Source organism: Paenibacillus alvei DSM 29, from assembly GCF_000293805.1.
Taxonomy (GTDB): domain Bacteria; phylum Bacillota; class Bacilli; order Paenibacillales; family Paenibacillaceae; genus Paenibacillus_B; species Paenibacillus_B alvei.
The window spans coordinates 695,473-714,240 of record NZ_AMBZ01000001.1; the positions used below are offsets into that span (position 1 = coordinate 695,473).

General features: G+C 47.5%; 17 protein-coding genes. 7 read left to right on the forward strand and 10 right to left on the reverse strand.

Features of this window, described 5'->3' with window-relative positions; all coding sequences use genetic code 11:
* Nucleotides 1–213 precede the first annotated feature (213 nt).
* Together PAV_RS03210 and tlp are read left to right on the forward strand one after the other, a co-directional pair.
* Nucleotides 214–897: a GTP pyrophosphokinase gene (locus PAV_RS03210; RefSeq protein ID WP_005543484.1), complete on the forward strand. Its 684-nt coding sequence runs from the start codon at nucleotides 214–216 to the stop codon at nucleotides 895–897.
* A 162-nt stretch (nucleotides 898–1,059) separates the two neighbouring features.
* Nucleotides 1,060–1,284 (forward strand): small acid-soluble spore protein Tlp, encoded by a 225-nt coding sequence (tlp, locus tag PAV_RS03215; RefSeq protein WP_005543486.1) that lies wholly within the window; start codon nucleotides 1,060–1,062, stop codon nucleotides 1,282–1,284.
* An 88-nt stretch (nucleotides 1,285–1,372) separates the two neighbouring features.
* Here tlp and PAV_RS35205 read toward each other — a convergent pair whose 3' ends face one another.
* From PAV_RS35205 to PAV_RS03245, 6 genes are all read right to left on the reverse strand, one after another.
* Nucleotides 1,373–2,245 carry a M15 family metallopeptidase gene (locus PAV_RS35205; RefSeq protein ID WP_005543489.1) on the reverse strand — a complete coding sequence of 291 codons (873 nt, stop codon included), beginning with the start codon at nucleotides 2,243–2,245 and terminating at the stop codon, nucleotides 1,373–1,375.
* A gap of 170 nt (nucleotides 2,246–2,415) precedes the next feature.
* Nucleotides 2,416–3,804: a dicarboxylate/amino acid:cation symporter gene (locus PAV_RS03225; RefSeq protein WP_040734905.1), complete on the reverse strand. Its 1,389-nt coding sequence runs from the start codon at nucleotides 3,802–3,804 to the stop codon at nucleotides 2,416–2,418.
* Between the two features lie 131 nt (nucleotides 3,805–3,935).
* Nucleotides 3,936–4,253, reverse strand: a complete 318-nt coding sequence (locus tag PAV_RS03230; protein ID WP_005543493.1) for a DNA alkylation repair protein — start codon at nucleotides 4,251–4,253, stop codon at nucleotides 3,936–3,938.
* Between the two features lie 161 nt (nucleotides 4,254–4,414).
* Nucleotides 4,415–5,713 (reverse strand): ABC transporter substrate-binding protein, encoded by a 1,299-nt coding sequence (locus tag PAV_RS03235; protein WP_005543495.1) that lies wholly within the window; start codon nucleotides 5,711–5,713, stop codon nucleotides 4,415–4,417.
* Nucleotides 5,714–5,963: 250 nt separating this feature from the next.
* Nucleotides 5,964–6,800, reverse strand: a complete 837-nt coding sequence (locus tag PAV_RS03240; RefSeq protein WP_005543497.1) for a carbohydrate ABC transporter permease — start codon at nucleotides 6,798–6,800, stop codon at nucleotides 5,964–5,966.
* A complete protein-coding gene (locus PAV_RS03245) occupies nucleotides 6,800–7,681 on the reverse strand; it encodes a carbohydrate ABC transporter permease (protein WP_005543499.1) in 882 nt (293 codons plus the stop codon). The genes PAV_RS03240 and PAV_RS03245 overlap by 1 nt, the downstream gene beginning before the upstream one ends.
* Nucleotides 7,682–7,848: 167 nt before the next feature.
* Here PAV_RS03245 and PAV_RS03250 point away from each other — a divergent pair, with 167 nt between their 5' ends.
* Together PAV_RS03250 and PAV_RS03255 are read left to right on the forward strand one after the other, a co-directional pair.
* Complete coding sequence (locus PAV_RS03250; protein WP_005543501.1) at nucleotides 7,849–9,735, forward strand: cache domain-containing sensor histidine kinase; 1,887 nt, start codon at nucleotides 7,849–7,851, stop codon at nucleotides 9,733–9,735.
* The gene (locus PAV_RS03255) at nucleotides 9,707–11,425 is read left to right on the forward strand and encodes a response regulator (protein ID WP_005543503.1); all 1,719 of its coding nucleotides are present in this window, start codon (nucleotides 9,707–9,709) and stop codon (nucleotides 11,423–11,425) included. Before PAV_RS03250 ends, PAV_RS03255 begins: the two co-directional genes overlap by 29 nt.
* A 168-nt stretch (nucleotides 11,426–11,593) precedes the next feature.
* Here PAV_RS03255 and PAV_RS03260 read toward each other — a convergent pair whose 3' ends face one another.
* The 3 genes from PAV_RS03260 to PAV_RS03270 form a co-directional block, all read right to left on the reverse strand.
* The gene (locus tag PAV_RS03260) at nucleotides 11,594–12,727 is read right to left on the reverse strand and encodes a GerAB/ArcD/ProY family transporter (protein ID WP_005543505.1); all 1,134 of its coding nucleotides are present in this window, start codon (nucleotides 12,725–12,727) and stop codon (nucleotides 11,594–11,596) included.
* 267 nt (nucleotides 12,728–12,994) lie between these two features.
* Nucleotides 12,995–14,188 carry a Ger(x)C family spore germination protein gene (locus PAV_RS03265; RefSeq protein ID WP_005543507.1) on the reverse strand — a complete coding sequence of 398 codons (1,194 nt, stop codon included), beginning with the start codon at nucleotides 14,186–14,188 and terminating at the stop codon, nucleotides 12,995–12,997.
* Between the two features lie 94 nt (nucleotides 14,189–14,282).
* Entirely contained in the window at nucleotides 14,283–15,824 is a 1,542-nt protein-coding gene (locus PAV_RS03270) for a spore germination protein (RefSeq protein WP_005543508.1), read from the reverse strand.
* Nucleotides 15,825–16,023: 199 nt separating this feature from the next.
* Between PAV_RS03270 and PAV_RS03275 the strand changes: the two genes are divergently transcribed.
* The 3 genes from PAV_RS03275 (at nucleotide 16,024) to PAV_RS03285 (ending at nucleotide 17,843) form a co-directional block, all read left to right on the forward strand.
* Nucleotides 16,024–16,488 carry a MarR family winged helix-turn-helix transcriptional regulator gene (locus PAV_RS03275; protein ID WP_005543511.1) on the forward strand — a complete coding sequence of 155 codons (465 nt, stop codon included), beginning with the start codon at nucleotides 16,024–16,026 and terminating at the stop codon, nucleotides 16,486–16,488.
* Between the two features lie 128 nt (nucleotides 16,489–16,616).
* Nucleotides 16,617–17,015 carry a DoxX family protein gene (locus PAV_RS03280; RefSeq protein ID WP_005543512.1) on the forward strand — a complete coding sequence of 133 codons (399 nt, stop codon included), beginning with the start codon at nucleotides 16,617–16,619 and terminating at the stop codon, nucleotides 17,013–17,015.
* Between the two features lie 108 nt (nucleotides 17,016–17,123).
* The gene (locus PAV_RS03285) at nucleotides 17,124–17,843 is read left to right on the forward strand and encodes a pirin family protein (RefSeq protein ID WP_005543513.1); all 720 of its coding nucleotides are present in this window, start codon (nucleotides 17,124–17,126) and stop codon (nucleotides 17,841–17,843) included.
* 111 nt (nucleotides 17,844–17,954) lie between these two features.
* Here the strand turns inward: PAV_RS03285 and PAV_RS03290 are convergent, their stop codons facing one another.
* Complete coding sequence (locus PAV_RS03290) at nucleotides 17,955–18,587, reverse strand: N-acetylmuramoyl-L-alanine amidase family protein (protein WP_238555730.1); 633 nt, start codon at nucleotides 18,585–18,587, stop codon at nucleotides 17,955–17,957.
* Between the last annotated feature and the right edge of the window lie 181 nt (nucleotides 18,588–18,768).

The following is an 18,768-nucleotide window of genomic DNA, read 5'->3' on the forward strand; positions in this document are numbered from 1 at the left end:
GATTTGGACAGGACTACCTGCTCCCCTAATTATGGAGATTTTTTCTTTGAATGGACGTCGATAATTTAACATTTTTAGTACAATTTAGAATTTGTAATTAGGTCTGAAATTTAATGCAACGCTATTGAGTTGAAATGTTTTTAATTATGAATTGCATTAAAAAAATCTACGAATAGCAGATTACGATACCGTGCTATATTGAGGGGATATTTCATGTCCAAAACCGATATGATTATGAAGCAATATGAACAGGTAAAGCAGCTGCCTACCTTATATCAGCTCGCATTGGAAGAATTGGAGACCAAGATTAAGGTTATTCAAGCCGAATGGAAAATACGCAATGGCTATCCGCCAATCGAACATATTAAGACACGTCTGAAGGAGCCGAACAGCATCTTCAGCAAGCTGCAGCGCAAAGGATACCCGCTTACATTGGACTCCATCGTGGATAAAATATATGACGTAGCAGGCATGCGTATCGTCTGTGCCTTCGTTAAGGATATTTATCTCATTCTCGAGCATCTGAAGACGCGTGACGATATTCGCATCGTGGAGATTAAGGATTATATTAAAAATCCGAAGAGCAACGGATACCAGAGTCTCCATGTCATCGTTCAAGTGCCGCTTGTATTATTCGAGGATACACGCTGGATCTACGTTGAAATTCAGCTTCGTACGCTCGCCATGGACTTCTGGGCAAGTCTTGAACACATTATTTACTACAAATTCGAACAGCAGGTTCCGGCTCATGTAACGGAAGAGTTAACCGAAGCTGCAAGAGCAGTCGATGAGCTGGATCGAAAAATGCTGGAGCTGCGCAAAGAAATATTATCGTACAATCATGAGGATTGGGCGAACACGATTCAGCGGGGCTTGCCTTGGGAGGATGCCCAATAGTAAACTCTCAGCGGCTCATCATGTCAGTTCACTGTAGGTCAAAATGGAGCTTGGATAAAACCGGCTCTATTTGCGCATCGTAACGATGACGCCGGAGAACGTGGCCTGCCATATTCATCGGCGTCCATACGATAACTGTCATGACGAAGGAGGACCACGAACATGGCCAAGCCCGATGATCGCTCTAACAATGCAGCTCGTCTGCAGAATGCCATTGACAACACATCAAGCAAGCTGCATAAAACCGAGCAGTATTTGACAGAGCATGCTGAAGAGATTAGCGCGAATGAGCGTCATGCTTTGCAAGCCAAGAATGAACGCCGTCGCCACAGCATCGAAGGGTTTGCCGCTGAGAAGCGCGACGAGCAATCGAACGCTTCCTCGTAGTAAGCCAATCGTTGACAGATGGATCGCAAAAAGAGGCGGAGCTTGAATCAAGCTCCGCCTCTCTTTATAAAATGGTTATGATTTTAAATTATTGCAATAGTTGCTCCAACGTTAGCTTGCCGTCATAGATGGCTTTGGCTGCTTCTTTGCCGACATAGCGGACATGCCATGGCTCGTACACATAACCGGTAATGCTCTCTCCATCCTTCGGATATCGAATAATAAATCCGGATTCATGAGCGTGCTCAGCTACCCACTTGCCTTCTTTCGAATCACCAAATACCTCTTCCAGTACATCGCCTACACTTGGACTCGACAAGTCCATCGTAAGTCCCGTCTGATGCTCACTCGTTCCAGGAACTGCACTCACGCGAGCGGCATATTCCTTGCCTTGCGTATCCACATAGTGATTGAACAAGGATTGCTGACGCTTGAAGGAACGATAGCCCGATACCGCATGCAGTGTAATGCCTTCATCCTTGGCCTGCTTAAACATCTCCTCAAGCGCCTCTGCTGCCTCCTTGCGCAAATGACGCTTCTCATGCGCTTCCTCGAAGGAGAACTTCACATTCGGCTCTACAAGATCCGGCGGCTCATAGCCATCAGGCAAGTAGCGCTCCTTATTGACTACAACCAGAATAGACTCTGGATTGGTAACAACAGCCTTGTCGCCCTGCTGTTCAATCGTAGAACTAAGTCTATATTCCGATTTCAGCTTGGCTGCAACTGATGCTGCGTCATCTGTGCTGGCAGAGCCTGCTTCACCTTGGCCCTCACCATTTGCTTCTCCCTGCTTATTATTATCCGGCGGCGATGTTAATGCCGGGTCGACTTGTTCTTGTCCAGATGTTACTGCTGTCTCGTCTCCGCTCTTCGGGTCTGCGCTCTGGCATCCACTGAGCAGAATCGCTGTCCCAAGTGCAAATACGAGACACTTTGCAGCCATGTTGTGTTGACTCATTGGTATTTCCCCTCTCCCAATCTATGACTAGTAGATTGAGAGTCTATTATATCGCAATAGATTGCCTATTGCGAATAGTAGAGACCGTACCAGAGCAACCCCCGTCTAACCCACGATAGGCAACGGGCGCCTGCTAGCTGTATGCTTGCTGACGCCCGAATCCTTAATTCCTATACGGTTACGGTACTGGACTTATGCTTCACTTCTTGCCCTACTTCAATATCAGCATCTTCATCCCGATTGAAGGCTTCTCGATCGAACTCGCCTTCACTTTTACCGATAAGCAGGGAGGCAACAGTCGTTCCTGTGGCATTGACTGCTGTACGCGCCATATCCACGATTGCATCGATCCCAAGAACAAGTCCAAATCCTTCGATAGGCAAACCTGCCTGAACGAGGACGACTGTCGTTGAAATGGACGCCGGCCCTGGAACACCCGCCACACCAACAGATGCTAGTGTTGCCGCTCCAACGATGAGCAAATAATCAGCAATATTGAGATCAATGCCATACACTCTTGCAATGAAGACAGCGACAATCGCTGGATAAATTCCGCCGCATCCATTCATATTAATCGTTGCGCCCAGCGGGGCAACAAAGCTTGCAATTCGATCCGATACCTTCATCCGCTTCGTGATCACTTCCAAATTCACGGGCAGTGTTGCATAGCTGCTTCGTGTCGTAAAGGCAACCGCAATCGTTGGATATGCCTTCTTGAAGAAACGAATCGGATTCACACGCGCACCGAAGGCGACAAGCGAGCCAAAGGTTACAATCATATGAATCAAGCACGCTGCATAGACGGCAATAATGAACCAAGCAAGCTCCTTCAGTGTAGACAGCCCGTACTTGGCTGCCATCGACGTCATTAATCCAAACACACCGTACGGCGTTAACTTAATAACCAGCTTCGTTACACGGAACATCACATGAGAGAAGGACTGGAAGAAGGCGCGAATCGGCTGCACCTTCTCTGGATTGCGCAATCCCTCCAGTGTAATCGCCACTGCAATAAAAGCTGCAAATATAATCACCGGCACAACCTTGCCCTGTGCCATCTCATTGATCGGATTAGAAGGCACAAGATCAAGCAGCACTTGCTTGAAGGTTGGAATTTCACGCTGCTCGAAGCCCTGCGCCGCTTCTGAGCTCTGGGCGATACCGGAGCCAGGATCAATGACCACAGCAGTTCCCAGGCCGATAACAGCCGCAATCGCAGTCGTAATCAAGAACAGCGCGATCGTCTTCGTTCCAAGCTTCTTCAAAACATTTGGATCCTTCACGGAAGTAATACTCGATATAATTGCTGCAAAGACGAGCGGCATGACAACCATCTTAATCAAGCTGACATAGATCGATCCGAGAATACTGACATCTGCAGCAGCCTTGCCAAATACGGCACCAAGAGTTAAACCAAGCGCCATAGCGAGCAGTACGCGAAGTCCGAAACCAACCTTCTTCTTCGCCAACCACCATAGCAAGATCACAAGCAGCAGTGCAGCCCCCCAGCTCGCATAGACATTCCAGTCCTGCAGAGTGATCCAGTTCTGTTCTTTCATCATGACAACCCCTTCGTCTATTTATTCTCATAATTCCAACTTGTTTTATTGGTATTATAAAAATGGGGACGGAACTCGTCAATACTTTTTTATAAGAAGGATGCTATGGGTGTAAGATATGTCTTCAAAATTCAAAGAATCCCCGTACGGTTCAGCCACATCTGATCCGCATGGATCCACCGATTCGCATATTCCTCCCAAGCCTCAGGGTATCGCTTCATCAGCCCTCCTACTGTACAGGTCGCCAGCCCATCCACCGTATCCCACCAAGAACGTATTATGATAAATTGCTCAATTCTATGTATATGTGACAAATTCAAAAACTTAACTCCACCGTCCAACAGCCCCATTGCTAGATAAGCGAACTTCCACTCCTCCAGCTCCCATAAATATTGAGCAGCATATAAACGGAAGGCATCAATAAGTGGCTCGAGCGGATAAATATTCATAAGCGACTCTCCCCAGTGCTATAATTTATAATCATTGCGAGGTACAATGAGCTATACTGCAATTCCAATGATGTAAAAGTCCTTATAGATATTCTCCGCAAAGCTGGTTCCTAAAACGACAACAAAGCGGCCTCTACCTTCGTAGAGACCGCCCATGCAACTTACTTTTTCAAATTATCCCATGCCTTCTGGAAGTCAGCGAACATTTTATCCTTATCCGACTTGCCAGCCATGTAGGCTTGAATCGCATTGCCGAATTCTTGCGTTGCGCCATCTGGGTACTTGAACCAGTTCCAGCTTAGCACTTTATTGTCTTGGCTGTACTTCACTACTTCTGCAGCAATGTCGCCAAGATCTTCCGCTGTCGCTTGAATCGTTGTCATCGCCGGGATGAACTTGAACTGCTTCGCAATGTATTCCTTGCCGATATCGGAGGATACCATCCAGTTCAGGAATGTCTTCGCTTCTTCCTTCACCTTGGAGTTCTTGTTCACAACCCAGTTGTTCGGCACGCCAACGAGAAGCTTATCATTTTTCACCGCATCATCATCTATTGGCATCGGAAGCACGCCAAGATTCAATTTCGGATCAATACTGTCAATTTGCACCTGTGTCCAGTTGCCTTGTTGCATCATAGCAGCCTCGCCCTTGGCAAACAGAGTTACTTGAGTATTATAGTCCGTTGTCAGTGGGTTCTTATTGCCGTATTTCACCGTCAGATCGAGCATCTTCACCCATTTCTCGAATTCCGAATTTCCTTGGAACTTCGCGCTGCCATCAGTGAGTGCCTTAATGAATGCATTTGGATCCGCTTGCTGTGCAAACGCCACGTTCAAGTTGTGAATACCGAGGATCCACCATTCCTGATAACCGTCAGCGAATGGAGTAATGCCTGCTGCCTGAAGCTTCTTCGCTGCATCCTCAAGCTGGGTCAGCGTTTTTGGTATTTCGGTAATGCCTGCCTTCTGAAACAAATCCTTATTGTAAATGAAGCCATAGCCTTCCAAGTTCATCGGCATGCCGTACAGCTTGCCATCCTTCGTCATTGGCTCCTTGGCAAGAGGGATTACATCCTTCACCCATGGCTCGCCAGACAAGTCTTCCAAATGATCCGCCCATGTGATCATTTCTTGATAGCCGCCATTATTGAAAATGTCCGGCGCATCGTTGCCAGCGAACTTCGCCTTCAATGCAGCGCCATAATCAGCACCGCCGCCGACTGTCTGGATATCCAGCTTAATATTCGGATAAGTCTTCTCGAACTCGCCCTTCAATCGGTTTAGCGCTTCAGCAATTTCGACTTTGAACTGAAAAATTTTAACGGTCTTTACTTCTTGACTGCCGGTTCCTTTATCGTTACCGGAGCCAGATGCACCTTCATTGCTCTTTGAACCACAGCCCGCCAGCATAACAGATACCGCCAACAGCATTAACAAAGACCATTTCGCGACTCGCTTCATTGCAAAGACCTCCCTTTGTCTGTGTACGCTCTTCATTCTGTTCGATCCCTGATCCTATCTTCTTCGTGTACCATTTCCACATTTTTCGCAAATCATACGATGGAACTGACTCACTGCTACCTAGTGGAACTAGCCATTCATCCACCATATTGCTGTTTGCACCTCGATTATAACCCCTTTCTTGCAAGCGGTTACAGAGAGAGTATTGACCAATCAGGTGGAATTCGTTGATCAGTTCTATTTGATTCGATTATCCCTTTACCGAGCCTGCTGTGATTCCTTCGATAATATATTTCTGCATAGAAAGAAAGAAGATGATGATTGGCGTAATGCCGAGCACTAGCGCAGGAAGCGCCAAGTCCCATTGTTTTGTGAACTGGCCAAAGAAGGCATAGGTCGCCAACGGAATCGTCCGCAGACTTGCACTTTGCAACATCAGCGAAGGAAGCAAATAGTCATTCCATATCCATAAACTGTTCAAAATCGCCACCGTTACGAACATCGGCTTCAGCAGCGGGAATACGACCTTCCAGAACACGCCGTAGGGCGTACAGCCGTCAACGACCGCCGCTTCCTCAATTTCAAGCGGAACTGATTTCATAAATCCATGGAACAAAAAGACCGACAGCGGAGCTCCAAAACCTAAGTAACATATAACCAGTCCCGTCATACTGTCCATCAGATTCAATGTGCCTGTAACCTTAACAAGCGGGATCATAATAGATTGGAATGGGATGACCATCGCCGCCACGAACAGCATGAACAAGGTCCGATTGAACCGCGTATTATGACGCACCATCCGATATGCCGCCATCGCGCTGGTCAACCCCACCAGCAGAACACTCACCACTGTAATGAGCAGTGAATTGGTAAACGCCTGTGGGAATTTCGTTATTTCCCACGCTTTCTGATAGTTCCCCCATTCGAACGATGCGGGCCAGCTTGCCGCGTTAGACAGCAAATCCCCGAAGGACTTCACAGAGTTCACTAGCAAAAAATAGAACGGGACAAGAAAGATAAGACCTACAATGACCATCACAAATTCTAATATCAATGTTCGAACATGATATGATTTAGTCGCTCCCATTACATTTCAACCTCCTTGCTCTTCGTGATGCGCACTTGGATGAGCGTAATGGCGGAGACAATCAAGAAGAATACGAGCGCCTTGGCTGTACCGAGACCGTATCGATTATTCTGGAATGCCTCCAAGTAAATATTAAGGGCAACCGATTCGGTTGATTTGAACGGACCGCCCTTCGTCAGGGACAGGTTCAAATCGAACATCTTGAATGACCAGGAGATAGCTAAAAATAAACATACCGTTACAGCCGGCATAATCAGCGGCACAATAATGTTGCGCAGCACTTGTCCACGGGTTGCCCCATCTATTTCTGCGGCTTCCAGCACGTCTTGGGGCACATTCATCATCGCTGCAATATAGATAACCATCAAGTATCCGGCAGTTTGCCAGACAAATACGATAATAATGCCCCAGAATGCTGTTGTCTCGTCACCAAGCCAAGGCAGGTTGAAAAATTCAATTCCCGTCAAATCTCCTACTGCTGCAAATCCCTTAATGAAAATAAACTGCCAGATGAATCCGAGCAGCAATCCCCCGATTACATTCGGCATAAAGAATACGGTTCGCAGCATATTGCGCAGCTTCAGTTGTCTTGTCAAAATATAAGCAAGACCAAAGCCGAACAGGTTCGTCAACACAATGCCGACGATTGTAAAGCGTGTTGTAAACCAGAAGGCCGGGAAGAAATCTGAGTCCTTCGCAAATATTTGAATGAAATTATCGAGCCCTACCCATTTCACAGTTCCGGAAACTCCATTCCAATCCGTGAATGAGTAGAACATGCCGAGCAGGAATGGAATGATGATAATAAGGGTGAAAAAGAATGCCGCAGGTCCGATGAAGAAGACTTGCTGCAGGGCTTGAGATGCTCGTTTGCGCGACATCCGAATCTCTCCTTTTCAACAGAAGTTATAGAGATTATGAAATCTTGTTGCTTTCAGTATGCACGCGAATGTAAACGGTTACCACAGATGGTCTTGAACGAAAAGGTGGAATATATTGACCCTCTCCTTATGTAAGCGTTACACTGTGGATCTGAGGAGGCGATTGTATGAAATGGAACAGTATTCGCACCAAACTTATCTTATTTATGCTCATTGCGACCATAGTCCCGACTGTCGCTACAATGATCATTTTGTACAGCTACACGACCGATTCACTGAAGAAGCGCGCCATTGAGCAGAACCATCAGCTCATGTTCCAAGGGAAAACGAACTTAGCCAATTTCATTGATAATTTGAACCGCGCCTCCTTGACCATTTATACCGATTTTGAATTTTATCGCCAACTGGACAGAGGATATGACGACTATACGTTTGATTCCTACACCTATATCACCCTGCAAAATATCGCATCATCTATGAATGGTATCTGGCAGGTATACTTCTACCGTACCGAAACGAAGCGAGCATCGCTGGTCATTCAAAGCATTCCGCGGCGCATTTACGATGCAAAGGTACATGAGGATACAGCCCGCTATACGAAGGACGGCATTCAGATGCAGCCTACGCATTTGAGCCATACGTATGGATTTTCTTCATCACCGTTCTTCTTCCCGAGTGTCCAGGTGTTCACCTTACATCGGCCGATCTACCGCATTCCTTCCAATGAACGCTTAGGAATGCTGTCCGTTGATGTGAAACTTGATTCACTTGCTCAAATTGTGGATCAGTTGTACGTCAAGGAGCAGGAAAGCATCTATTTGCTTGATGATTTGGGGCACGTGTTTTATGCGGACGACCGGCAGCTCATTGGACAACAGCTGCAGGACAGCTGGTATGATCGAGATCAATTCAACAAACAGGAAAGCGGCCATTTCGAGCAGGATGGGGCCATCTTCATTCATGAGCGCGTCTCAACACCGCTGACAAATTGGACGATCGTGAAAAAGATACCGAAGTCGTATTTGCTTCAGGGGGCGAACCAAGCGGCAATCATTAATATAATGCTCATTGCCTTGTCCCTTATCGTCATTATCATTGCCACGATTATCGTATCTTTCCGCATTACGAGGCCGGTACGTCAGCTCGTTCGCTACATTAACCAAGTACAGACCGGGAACTTGCGTGTAGATATTCAACCCGTCAGCAATGATGAGATTGGCGTCGTCTTAAAGCGGTTCCGCAATATGATGGACATGATTAACAACCTTATTTTGCGGGAATATCAGCTTGAGCTCGCGAACAAGTCGAACCAGCTTAAGGCGCTGCAAGCGCAGATTAACCCGCATTTCATGAATAATGCGCTGCAATCGATTGGCACACAGGCGCTGCAGCATAATGCGCCACATATTTATAAACTTGTTACCGCACTGGGCAAAATGATGCGCTACAGCATGTACACGGATCAGAGTACGGCAACTGTCCAAGAAGAGATTGATCATGTGAAAGCCTATCTGCAGTTGCAGGCACAGCGATTTGAAAATACGTTCCAAGCTGTATTCGACATTGACGAGCGAACACTGGACATTCATCTGCCGAAGATGACGCTTCAGCCTCTCGTAGAGAATTATTTCAAGCATGGAATAGACCGTTCTGTACCGAGCGGACAGCTTACGATCCGTTGCAGTTGCATGCAGCGAACGGAACAACAGCAAGACGAAGCAGAGGTTCAATATTTGCAGCTTGTGGTAGAAGATAACGGGCGAGGCATGACCTTGATGCGCCGGATTGAGCTGAACGAAAAGCTTCAAGAGGTGCATCCCGAGCTGTTGGGTACACGGACAAGCCATGCCATATCACGAGATGAGTTCTTATCGGACAACGCTGCTGGCTCCTCGTCCAGTATTGGACTCGTCAATGTGCTTGCCCGACTACAGCTATTCACGGATGGCCGTTCAACAATGAAGGTGGAGGAAAAGGTACCTCATGGTACTCGCATTGTCATAGAGATGGGATTGGAGCGTGAGAATGAACATGAAGGCACTGATCGTAGATGATGAGAAGCATGTGCGGGATGCAATCCGGTTGCTTGTCGCTTGGGATACGCATGGAATTGATACGATTATGGAAGCTGCAGACGGCGAGCAGGCAGTCCAATTGATTAAGCAGCACAAGCCCCAAGTAGTCATGACCGATATGATGATGCCCGCCATGAGCGGAACAGCTCTTATGGAGTGGATGAGCCGTCATGCTCCTTCGAGCAAAATCATTGCCATCAGCGGACATGATGATTTCGCACTCGTTCGCCATGCAATGCAGCATGGCGGCATGGACTATATATTGAAGCCGATCGACCCAGATACAGTGAATGCTGCCATCCATAAAGCGGTAATCGCATGGAAGCGCGAGGAGGAGAACCGCCAGTCAAGCCAGCGGCAGCGTATGCAAGCTAATGAATTCAAGCCTATGCTGGCTGAGAAGCTGTGGTCTGGATTGCTGGACGATCCTTGTGTATATGAGGGAAATGTACGTAGGCTGCAGCAAGAGCTCCACCTGCCTGCCGCCATTACGAGCGCTCGGCTTGCAGTTGCGCGGATCAACGCGACACATGCCAGCCTGCGCGGAAGGTTCGGCGACAACAGACAGCTTCTATTCTATTCGCTCGTCAATATCGCCGATGAGCTGCTGAACGGTCACGCCTGCGCATCGAATGAACCGCGGCAGTATGCTTCTGCAAGCGGAACCGCCTTCCGCTATGGAGCCGCTTCCGATGAGCTTGTCATCATTATGTGGGACTCCCCGCAACGACTGGAATCGTTCTTGGAGCAATTGAATGCAGGATTGGAACAGACCTACAAGCATCGACTGCACTTCGGGATATCGAAAACGTTCTCCCTGCCCTTAGGAATAACAGACGGGTATTCTGAGGCCAAGAGCGCGCTGATGCAGCGCAATCTGCTCATACACGGAGTTCATATCCATACTGTACAGAATAGCGCTGGTGCGGAGGAGTTGACTCGAAATGCCCCTCCTACCTTACATGGAGGAACAGGCAAGCAGATACGGCTCGCCTCCTTCGAGGAAGAGTGGAGGCTCGCCCTGTTAAGCGGGCATGAAGAGCAGCTGCGGCAGGCTGTCCACGCCTTCATTCAGGCGCAGAAACTGCTGCCTCAGTTGACACCCGATATGCTCGTCGGCTGGATAAAGGAATGGGAAGCCCTGCGTGTACGTATGACTCAAGCCGCTGCTCCCGATGCTGACGCAGCCGATAAACTTCTGGTTGACTCACAAGACCAGTTGTTCATTCCATATCATTGCCCAGAATGCTTGGATCATTTCGCATGGCAGGACTGGGAGCAATCGTGGCTGTCAGCGATGAAGCAGTTGGCTTGCCTCCTGCTGCAGCAGAAGAAGGAAGCACAGCATATCATCTATGATATCGCCAAGTATGTGGAGCAGCACTATCATGAGGAGGTATCGCTGCAGGATATCGCTCAGCGCTTTTATGTCAGCCGCGAATACATTTCCCGCAAATTCAAGCAGCAGTTTGGCATCAACCTGTCCGATTACATGACGAATATTCGCATGAACAAGGCGCTTCGCCTTCTGCTCAACCCTCACCTTCGTATTGCCCAAGTAGCCGAAATGGTAGGGTACCAGGATGAGAAATACTTCAGTAAAGTGTTCAAAAAGACACAAGGCATGTCACCGAACATGTATCGCAAGCGGCAAACGAATATGCAGTAGTGAAAAAACACGACAACAAGGGCGTCCTTATGGGCAGGCTGTACAGATTGCTCATTGGGACGCCCTTTCTTATGTCTAATGTTATGAAGGAGGTACAGAGAATCAATGCCGTAGATCCGCTGCGACATTATTTCTACATTGCAGCGGCATGATTAGAAGTATGTAACTTCAATCGCTTTTTTCATCGAAATTGCGGCTTGAATCTCTTCTTTTCCAATGTTGGGCTCGTCTCCTCTTCCACCATGCGATGATCAGAAGCAACAGCGGATACAGCAGCAGCATAGTTGCAGAAAATAACGGTTCTGTGGTCATAAACAAATCCACCATGTCCTGTAAATTATCGGAAATCCAGAAACTCATCGCGATGATGAGAACGCCGATCGGAAAAATGATTGGCCGATAATCCTTTAGCCTCAGCCACTGAGCGGTTCCAAGCACAAGCACGTAATACCAGGCGGCAATTTGCACGAAGCCGCCCATTACCCACAGAACGACTACTATCGCTTCCACATGCTCAAAGAACCCTGCAAGGCTGATATAGCGAGATGCCACAAATACAGGGAAGGTAAACATCGATGTCAGCGGGCCAAATAAGAACAAGCAAACTAAATTGGTAAGTACCATGGTAAGCAGCGTAAGGATTAGCGGTGATAAGCTCCATTTTATACGGCTGCGGTTACCGATTGCATAAGGAAGGAAAAATCCGATTAGCAAAAATCCCAAAAACCAAGTTGCTGGTGTAATCGAACCTTCCAGAACAAGCCTCCATCCATTGTTCAAAATCGGAAACATCTCAGTCGCACTTAATTCGGGAAGAAGAAATAGCGGGATCGAGAGCAACAAAATCATAAACAACGGAGCAATGAGCAGGGCAAATTTGCCGATGACTTCGATTCCTCCACGGATTGCTACGGCGCATACAAATATAAGGGCAGTATTAATAACCGTCTCAGGGGTGCGAATGAGCAGGGATCCAACGATAAATTCTCCATATTCCCTTACAATGAGCCCTACATTATGCAGCAGAAAAAATAGAAATACTCCGTTCACTATCATACCGGCCCAGCGTCCAATGAGCTGGGGTGCGTATTCGACCATCGTCATTTCGGGGTAGTACCGATTTAGACACATAGCAATAAACAATGTGATAAATCCCGCCACTGAGCCGATGATCGATGTCATCCACGCATCTCGGCCCGCGATTTGGGAAGCTACCGTTGGAATCACGAGCACGGCTGTGGCGCACACCATCAAATAGGTCAGCATGCACAGCTGCGGCCAAGTTATTCGTCCTCGTTCCATACCCTTTCCAACTCCTTCTTTTAACAGGATCATGCTGGATGCTTCAACCATAACAACAGCGGCTTGTATACGAAATCAATCCATTGTCGGGGCGACGTCCATGGAGGGAACTGGCTTATAGAGATGACAACGATCCAGGCGAGCCCCCACAACACAAAAAACGCCTTTTTTCTCTGTCACTCCGCTTGGAAAAAGTACCGATCTTCCATTCCCAGATCAAATTGATAATCAACAGCAGGCTCATTCCCGCTAGAAAATGGTTCCCCATTAATGCACACCCGCCTTCTGCTCAATGGTGCTTGTGATGCTGCCTGGCCGCTCAATCAGAGCATGTACGCGAATTTCAATTTTCATATTGGCATAAATATGATCCCAATTCGGCCCTATCTGCTCTTTCCATTGTGATGGGTACTTTCGGTGTACGCGCGCTGCGAAATCGAACACATCGGTGGACAGCTTCTTTTGTGACATTGAAATGGATTGCTTAATGATCTGTTCGATGTTCGCTTCTATCTTGGTTTCTGCTTGACGTGCTTGATCCGAATCGGATACGTCCAGCTTGGTGCTATTTTGTGTCATATCCATGAAGGCAACCAGCTTCATCCGCATTGTCAACTGCTTCCCATCCCAATACGGATCGAACGTCAACGTATTGTGGCGAACCCGAAGCGACAAACAGTCCTTTCCATCCCCTTCCTTGCATAAAGAGACCGTTAAACGCTTCTTCTCCCCCCGCAGCCACATCACGCCAATCACATCTTTACCGCCTATTTCGCCAACATAATGATCCTTTTTGAAGACGGACAGCTTATCTATCGAAGGGACACGGACACCAAGCTCGCTCGTCTTCCATTCCACAAACGGAGCAAACCCCATCGATGAATCTCCGGCCATCATCTTCATATAATCGAGCAGCGTAACATCCCATATAGAACGCGACTTGCCAAGATCCTTGAACATCTCTGCGACGTTCTGATGGAGTTGAGGCATTGACTTAAGGAAATCGCTTGCTTCCCCATCTGTAATAAATATAAGGGCATGCTCACGCGGATTCTGATATCGCAGGAAGAAGTCGAAATGTTTGAGAAGCCCCTCTTCTGCAAGCTTTTTGCTAATCACGTATACTTCGGTTTGTCCCCAAAATATATATCGTGGCATCTTATTTTGCAGCTCAAATACGGCCTCGCCAAGTGTTTTGCCATTCGCCGAAAATACAGTTGTTGAGCCACCTTTTCCACCCTCCTTGCCCCCGCTGGAAGAAGAAGAAGCTCCTCCTTCTTTAGGGACGTATACCTGCAATGTCGTCTTTATTCCCCCATCCCCGTCCTGATCCAATCCGGCAGCAAGAATAATGGAGAGCTGCTCAATTTCAGTCCGATCCCAGCAGCTTGCAAGCAGGGGCACCAGCAGACAGAGAAGAATTGTGCTGGCTATATATCGAATCATTCGAGTCAAACGCATACTCCACCTCTATTCTCCATGAGAATGATCAACCCTATAGGATTACCTACACGGCAGTATCCCGCTTCTTATTCTCTGCCTATCAAGCTACCTTCTAGGTACTGGCACCCCCTCTGCCTCTGCTATCCCCGACTTCCATTCGCGCAGATACACCACGCTCCATTTGGGTGTCCTCCGTCCATACGGGGACACGAAGAAAAATATCCTTAAGCTCTTCTTTGCGCATTGGTGCAATTCCTGACATATAAGGGATACCGAACGATCGCAATGTAAACAGGTGTGTCATCAGCAATATGATCCCCATCATTAATCCCAACATGCCCAGCATGCCCGAGAGGATCATCATAGGAAAGCGCAGCAGCCGCACAGCGATTCCCAAATTGTAATGCGGAACTAAGAATGAGGATACCCCTGTAATCGCGACAACCATAACCATCGGAGCAGAGACGAGCCCTGCAGTTATTGCGGCCTGACCAATAACGAGAGCGCCGACGATGCTGATTGCAGAACCAACCTGCTGTGGCAGCCGCGCGCCCGCTTCACGAAGCGCCTCGAACATAATCTCCATTAAGAGCGCCTCTACAAGCGCCGGAAATGGAACTTGGCTGCGGGCTTTAGCCATCGTTAATATGAGAGCAGTTGGGATCATCTCCTGATGGTAGGTGATAATTGCAACATAAAGAGATGGCCCAATTAGTGAAATCACGAGGCAAATGTAGCGCAGCCAGCGGATGATGGTGCCGAAGTGATGGCGCTCATAGTAATCCTCAGGAGATTGCAAGAACGATGCCCACAATCCTGGCGCAATGAGGGCAACTGGCGACCCATCAACTAGAATGACGATACGTCCCTCAAGCAAATGGGAGGCAGCTACATCTGGACGCTCTGTAGTAAGTAGCTGGGGAAATGGAGATGCTGGCATATCCTCCAAACATTCTTCCACATAACCGCTATCTAGCACGCTTTGCAACGACATGCCTTCCAGACGCTTCCGTACTTCAGCCAGCAATTGGGGAGCTACAATGCCTTCTATATAGGCATACCGGATTTCTGTAAGAGTCAATTCGCCACGCTTCAGCGACTCCATCTTCAACCGCGGTGTTCGAACACGCCGACGAAGCAAGGCTGCGTTTGTTTGCAGCGTTTCTACGAATCCATCCCTTGGGCCGCGTACCACCGATTCCGCAGATGGCTCTGATACGCCACGCTTGTCGAACTTGATCGCATCAATCGTAAATCCGGCAGATGAACGGTGAGGAATAAGCAGGGTTAAGCCTGCTAATATTGCTTCCATTGCCGCCTCCATCGAGTGAGTCGGCGTCACCTTCACAGCTGTAACGGTTCGCAGGATATCCTCTACCAGTACATTAGCGGAGTCAGGCTTGTCCGGATAACGCTGCTTCAGCGGTTCAATAATATGTTCGTCCAGCATCGCCGAGTCCGTCAGCCCGTCTAGATAGCATAAGGTAGCCTTCTTGCCTCCCTGTAATTCGAAGGTGTAAAAAATCACATCTTCACACTGTTGAAAGCAATCTTTTAAGAAGGCAACATTGCTCCTTCCATTGGAAGACCATACTGCATTTTGCGGCATGCCTGCTTGTGCAGTTCCGTTATGTTGTTCTTCTGTTGTAGGCATATACTCCTACCTCCTTCGAAGTTCCCCGCACCGAACATCGACTCTGTAACGAGTCTCCGTCTTCTCCCAATATAGGTTTGCATGTACAACTGAAAATTATGAGTTGACAGTTGAAAATCATCATGATATAGTTATCTCGAATTAAAGATATTATTTTTCGAGACATTAAGTTCCTTATCGTAAAGGTGGTGAATGACAGATGACCAACCCTCGTACGGATGCATTTGATCCCGAGATTCAGCAGTCGCTAAAGCTATTCATTGTATTGTCCCGCGCCTCTAAGGCCCTTATGGACTATGCCCAGCAGGACATGAAGCATTATGAGCTTAATCCGTCCGAATTCGCGGTCATGGAACTGCTCTACCATAAGGGGGCTACCCCTATCCAGCAGATCGGCGGTAAAATATTGCTTGCCAGCGGCACGATGACCTATGTAATCGACAAACTTGTAAAGAAGGGATTCCTGCAGCGAAGACCTTGCGAGAAGGATCGTCGCGTCATCTATGCAGAGCTGACGCCTGAGGGAGAAGCTGTTATTGGCGACATCTTCCCTCGACATGCGAAGGCTCTTCACGAAGCGGTTAACGGAATGCCTTTGGAAGACAAGGAACAACTCATTGGCTTGTTGAAAAAGCTGGGACAGAACATCCCTTCACCAAAGTAGCCCTTTAAAGTAGCCCTTTTCAGTAGAGAAGGGTATCCCTTTGGCCATATATCTCGAATTCAAGACTCTCATATTACGCATTTTATTTTAAAAGTAGTTTACTTCATACCTATTAGGAGGAATATTACATGTTGGCAGATTACGGATTATTATTAATTCGTCTCGTTATTGGATTGACGATGATGGGACACGGAGCACAGAAGCTGTTCGGTTGGTTTGGCGGTTACGGTATTAAAGGGACAGGAGGATGGTTCGAGTCTATCGGTATGCGGCCTGGGCCACTTATGGCACTTATGGCTGGATTGACTGAGCTTGCTGGAGGCTTGTTGTTCGGTCTCGGATTCCTGACTTGGCTAGGCGCAGCTTTCATTGTCGGTACGATGCTTGTCGCCATTGTGAAGGTGCATGGCGCGAACGGATACTGGGTAACCTCGAATGGTATTGAATACAACGTAATGCTGATTGCTGCCGCAATTGGAGTAGCTTTAATTGGTGCAGGAGCTTTTTCTCTAGATGCATTGATGTAACCCTTTTTTCAAGAATTCGATCATTCGAACTTATTAACGACGTATACACTTACGAAATGCAATGGCACGACGATCATAACATACGAATCATAACAGGAGGACTATACAATGAATTCAACAATGAAACGTTCCATTCAACGCGCTGGCGATCGTTATCACAATGATCATGGCTGGCTGAAGACATCCTTCAGTTTCTCCTTCGCTGATTACTATGATCCAGACAATATGCACTTCAGCTCACTGCGTGTGTTGAATGACGACCATATTGCACCTGGAACTGGATTTGACCTTCACCCCCATAAAAACATGGAGATTGTTACGGTCGTATTGAAGGGTGAGTTGGAACATCAGGACAGCACTGGCAATCGCGAGATTATCGTCCCAGGCCAAATTCAGCGCATGAGCGCTGGAACAGGTATTTACCACGGCGAAGCTAATGCGTCCAGCTCTGAGCCGCTTGAGCTGCTGCAATTGTGGTTCATGCCGGAACGTCTTGGCATCACACCATCATATGAAACGCATACGTATGGATTGGAATCCATCCAGAACCGCCTGCTTCCAGTCGCATCCAATCATGCGAAGGAGCTTGGCACAGCCCATATTCATCAAGATATGACGATGTACTTGGGTCACTTCCAAGACGGTGAGGAAGTGACGATTGAACAACGCCCAAACCGCTCCCTCTATATATTCGTAATGGAAGGTGAAGTCGGCTTTGAGGATGGTGAAATGCTGAACCGCCGTGATGCAGCCCGTATTGAAAATGCTGGTTCTCTAACGCTCCAATTCAAGCCTGGGACACATGTCATGGTTATTGATTTGCCTTAATAACATTTTATCCCTGAATATTTTCTCTTTCTTGCACCCCCTTCCTATATATAAAAAAAAGAGATGCGCGATAATCGCGCATCTCTTTTTTGTGGAAGCTAATTACTTCTTTCATGTTTCCAAATAATCAATGATACCATTGACGACCGCTTCGGCTGCTTGCTTCTGGAAGTCCTGCGACTTCATTCGCTGTTCGTCATTAGGATTGGAAATGTACCCGAGCTCAAGCAATACAGACGGTCTCGGATTTCTCCGCAGCACATAATAATCCCCAAATTGGACGCCTCTATCTCTCATTTCCATGTTCTGCTGCTCAAGATTAGCATGTATCGTATTGGCAAGCTTCTGATTATTATCTTGATAATAATAGGTCGTCATTCCTTCAGCCTCAGCCGTATCGAATGCATCATAATGGATACTCACATAGAGATCTGCTGATTTCCGTTCAGCTATGGCAACTCGTTCCTGCAAAGATACCGTGTCATCCTGTTCACGCGTTAGCACAACTTGTGCTTTTGTCCGACGCTGGAGCTCCTGTTGTATCGCCTTGGCCGTCTGCAGGGTCATCTTCTTCTCCAGCGTGCCTTGGCTTCCCAAGGAACCCGAATCTATTCCACCATGCCCCGGATCAATTACAATCGTTTTTCCCTTCAAATTTTTTGGGCCTTCTGGCGCCTTCATCATGGCATGCACCTCAGTTGCCCCATAGTCATACTGCATATACACATAAACGGAGAGCCCCACAGACAGGAGCACCGATAAACCTATTGTGGCTATTTTTTCATCTATTGCATTCCTCTTCCCTTCATTCAATCTAGTAATGAAGCTAGTTTACTAGCTTCATATCAAGATGAGATAAAGGCGAAGCCAATGCAAAGAGCCACTTTCTTGGAGAAAATGGCTGATTTTGCGCTTTCCTTGTTAT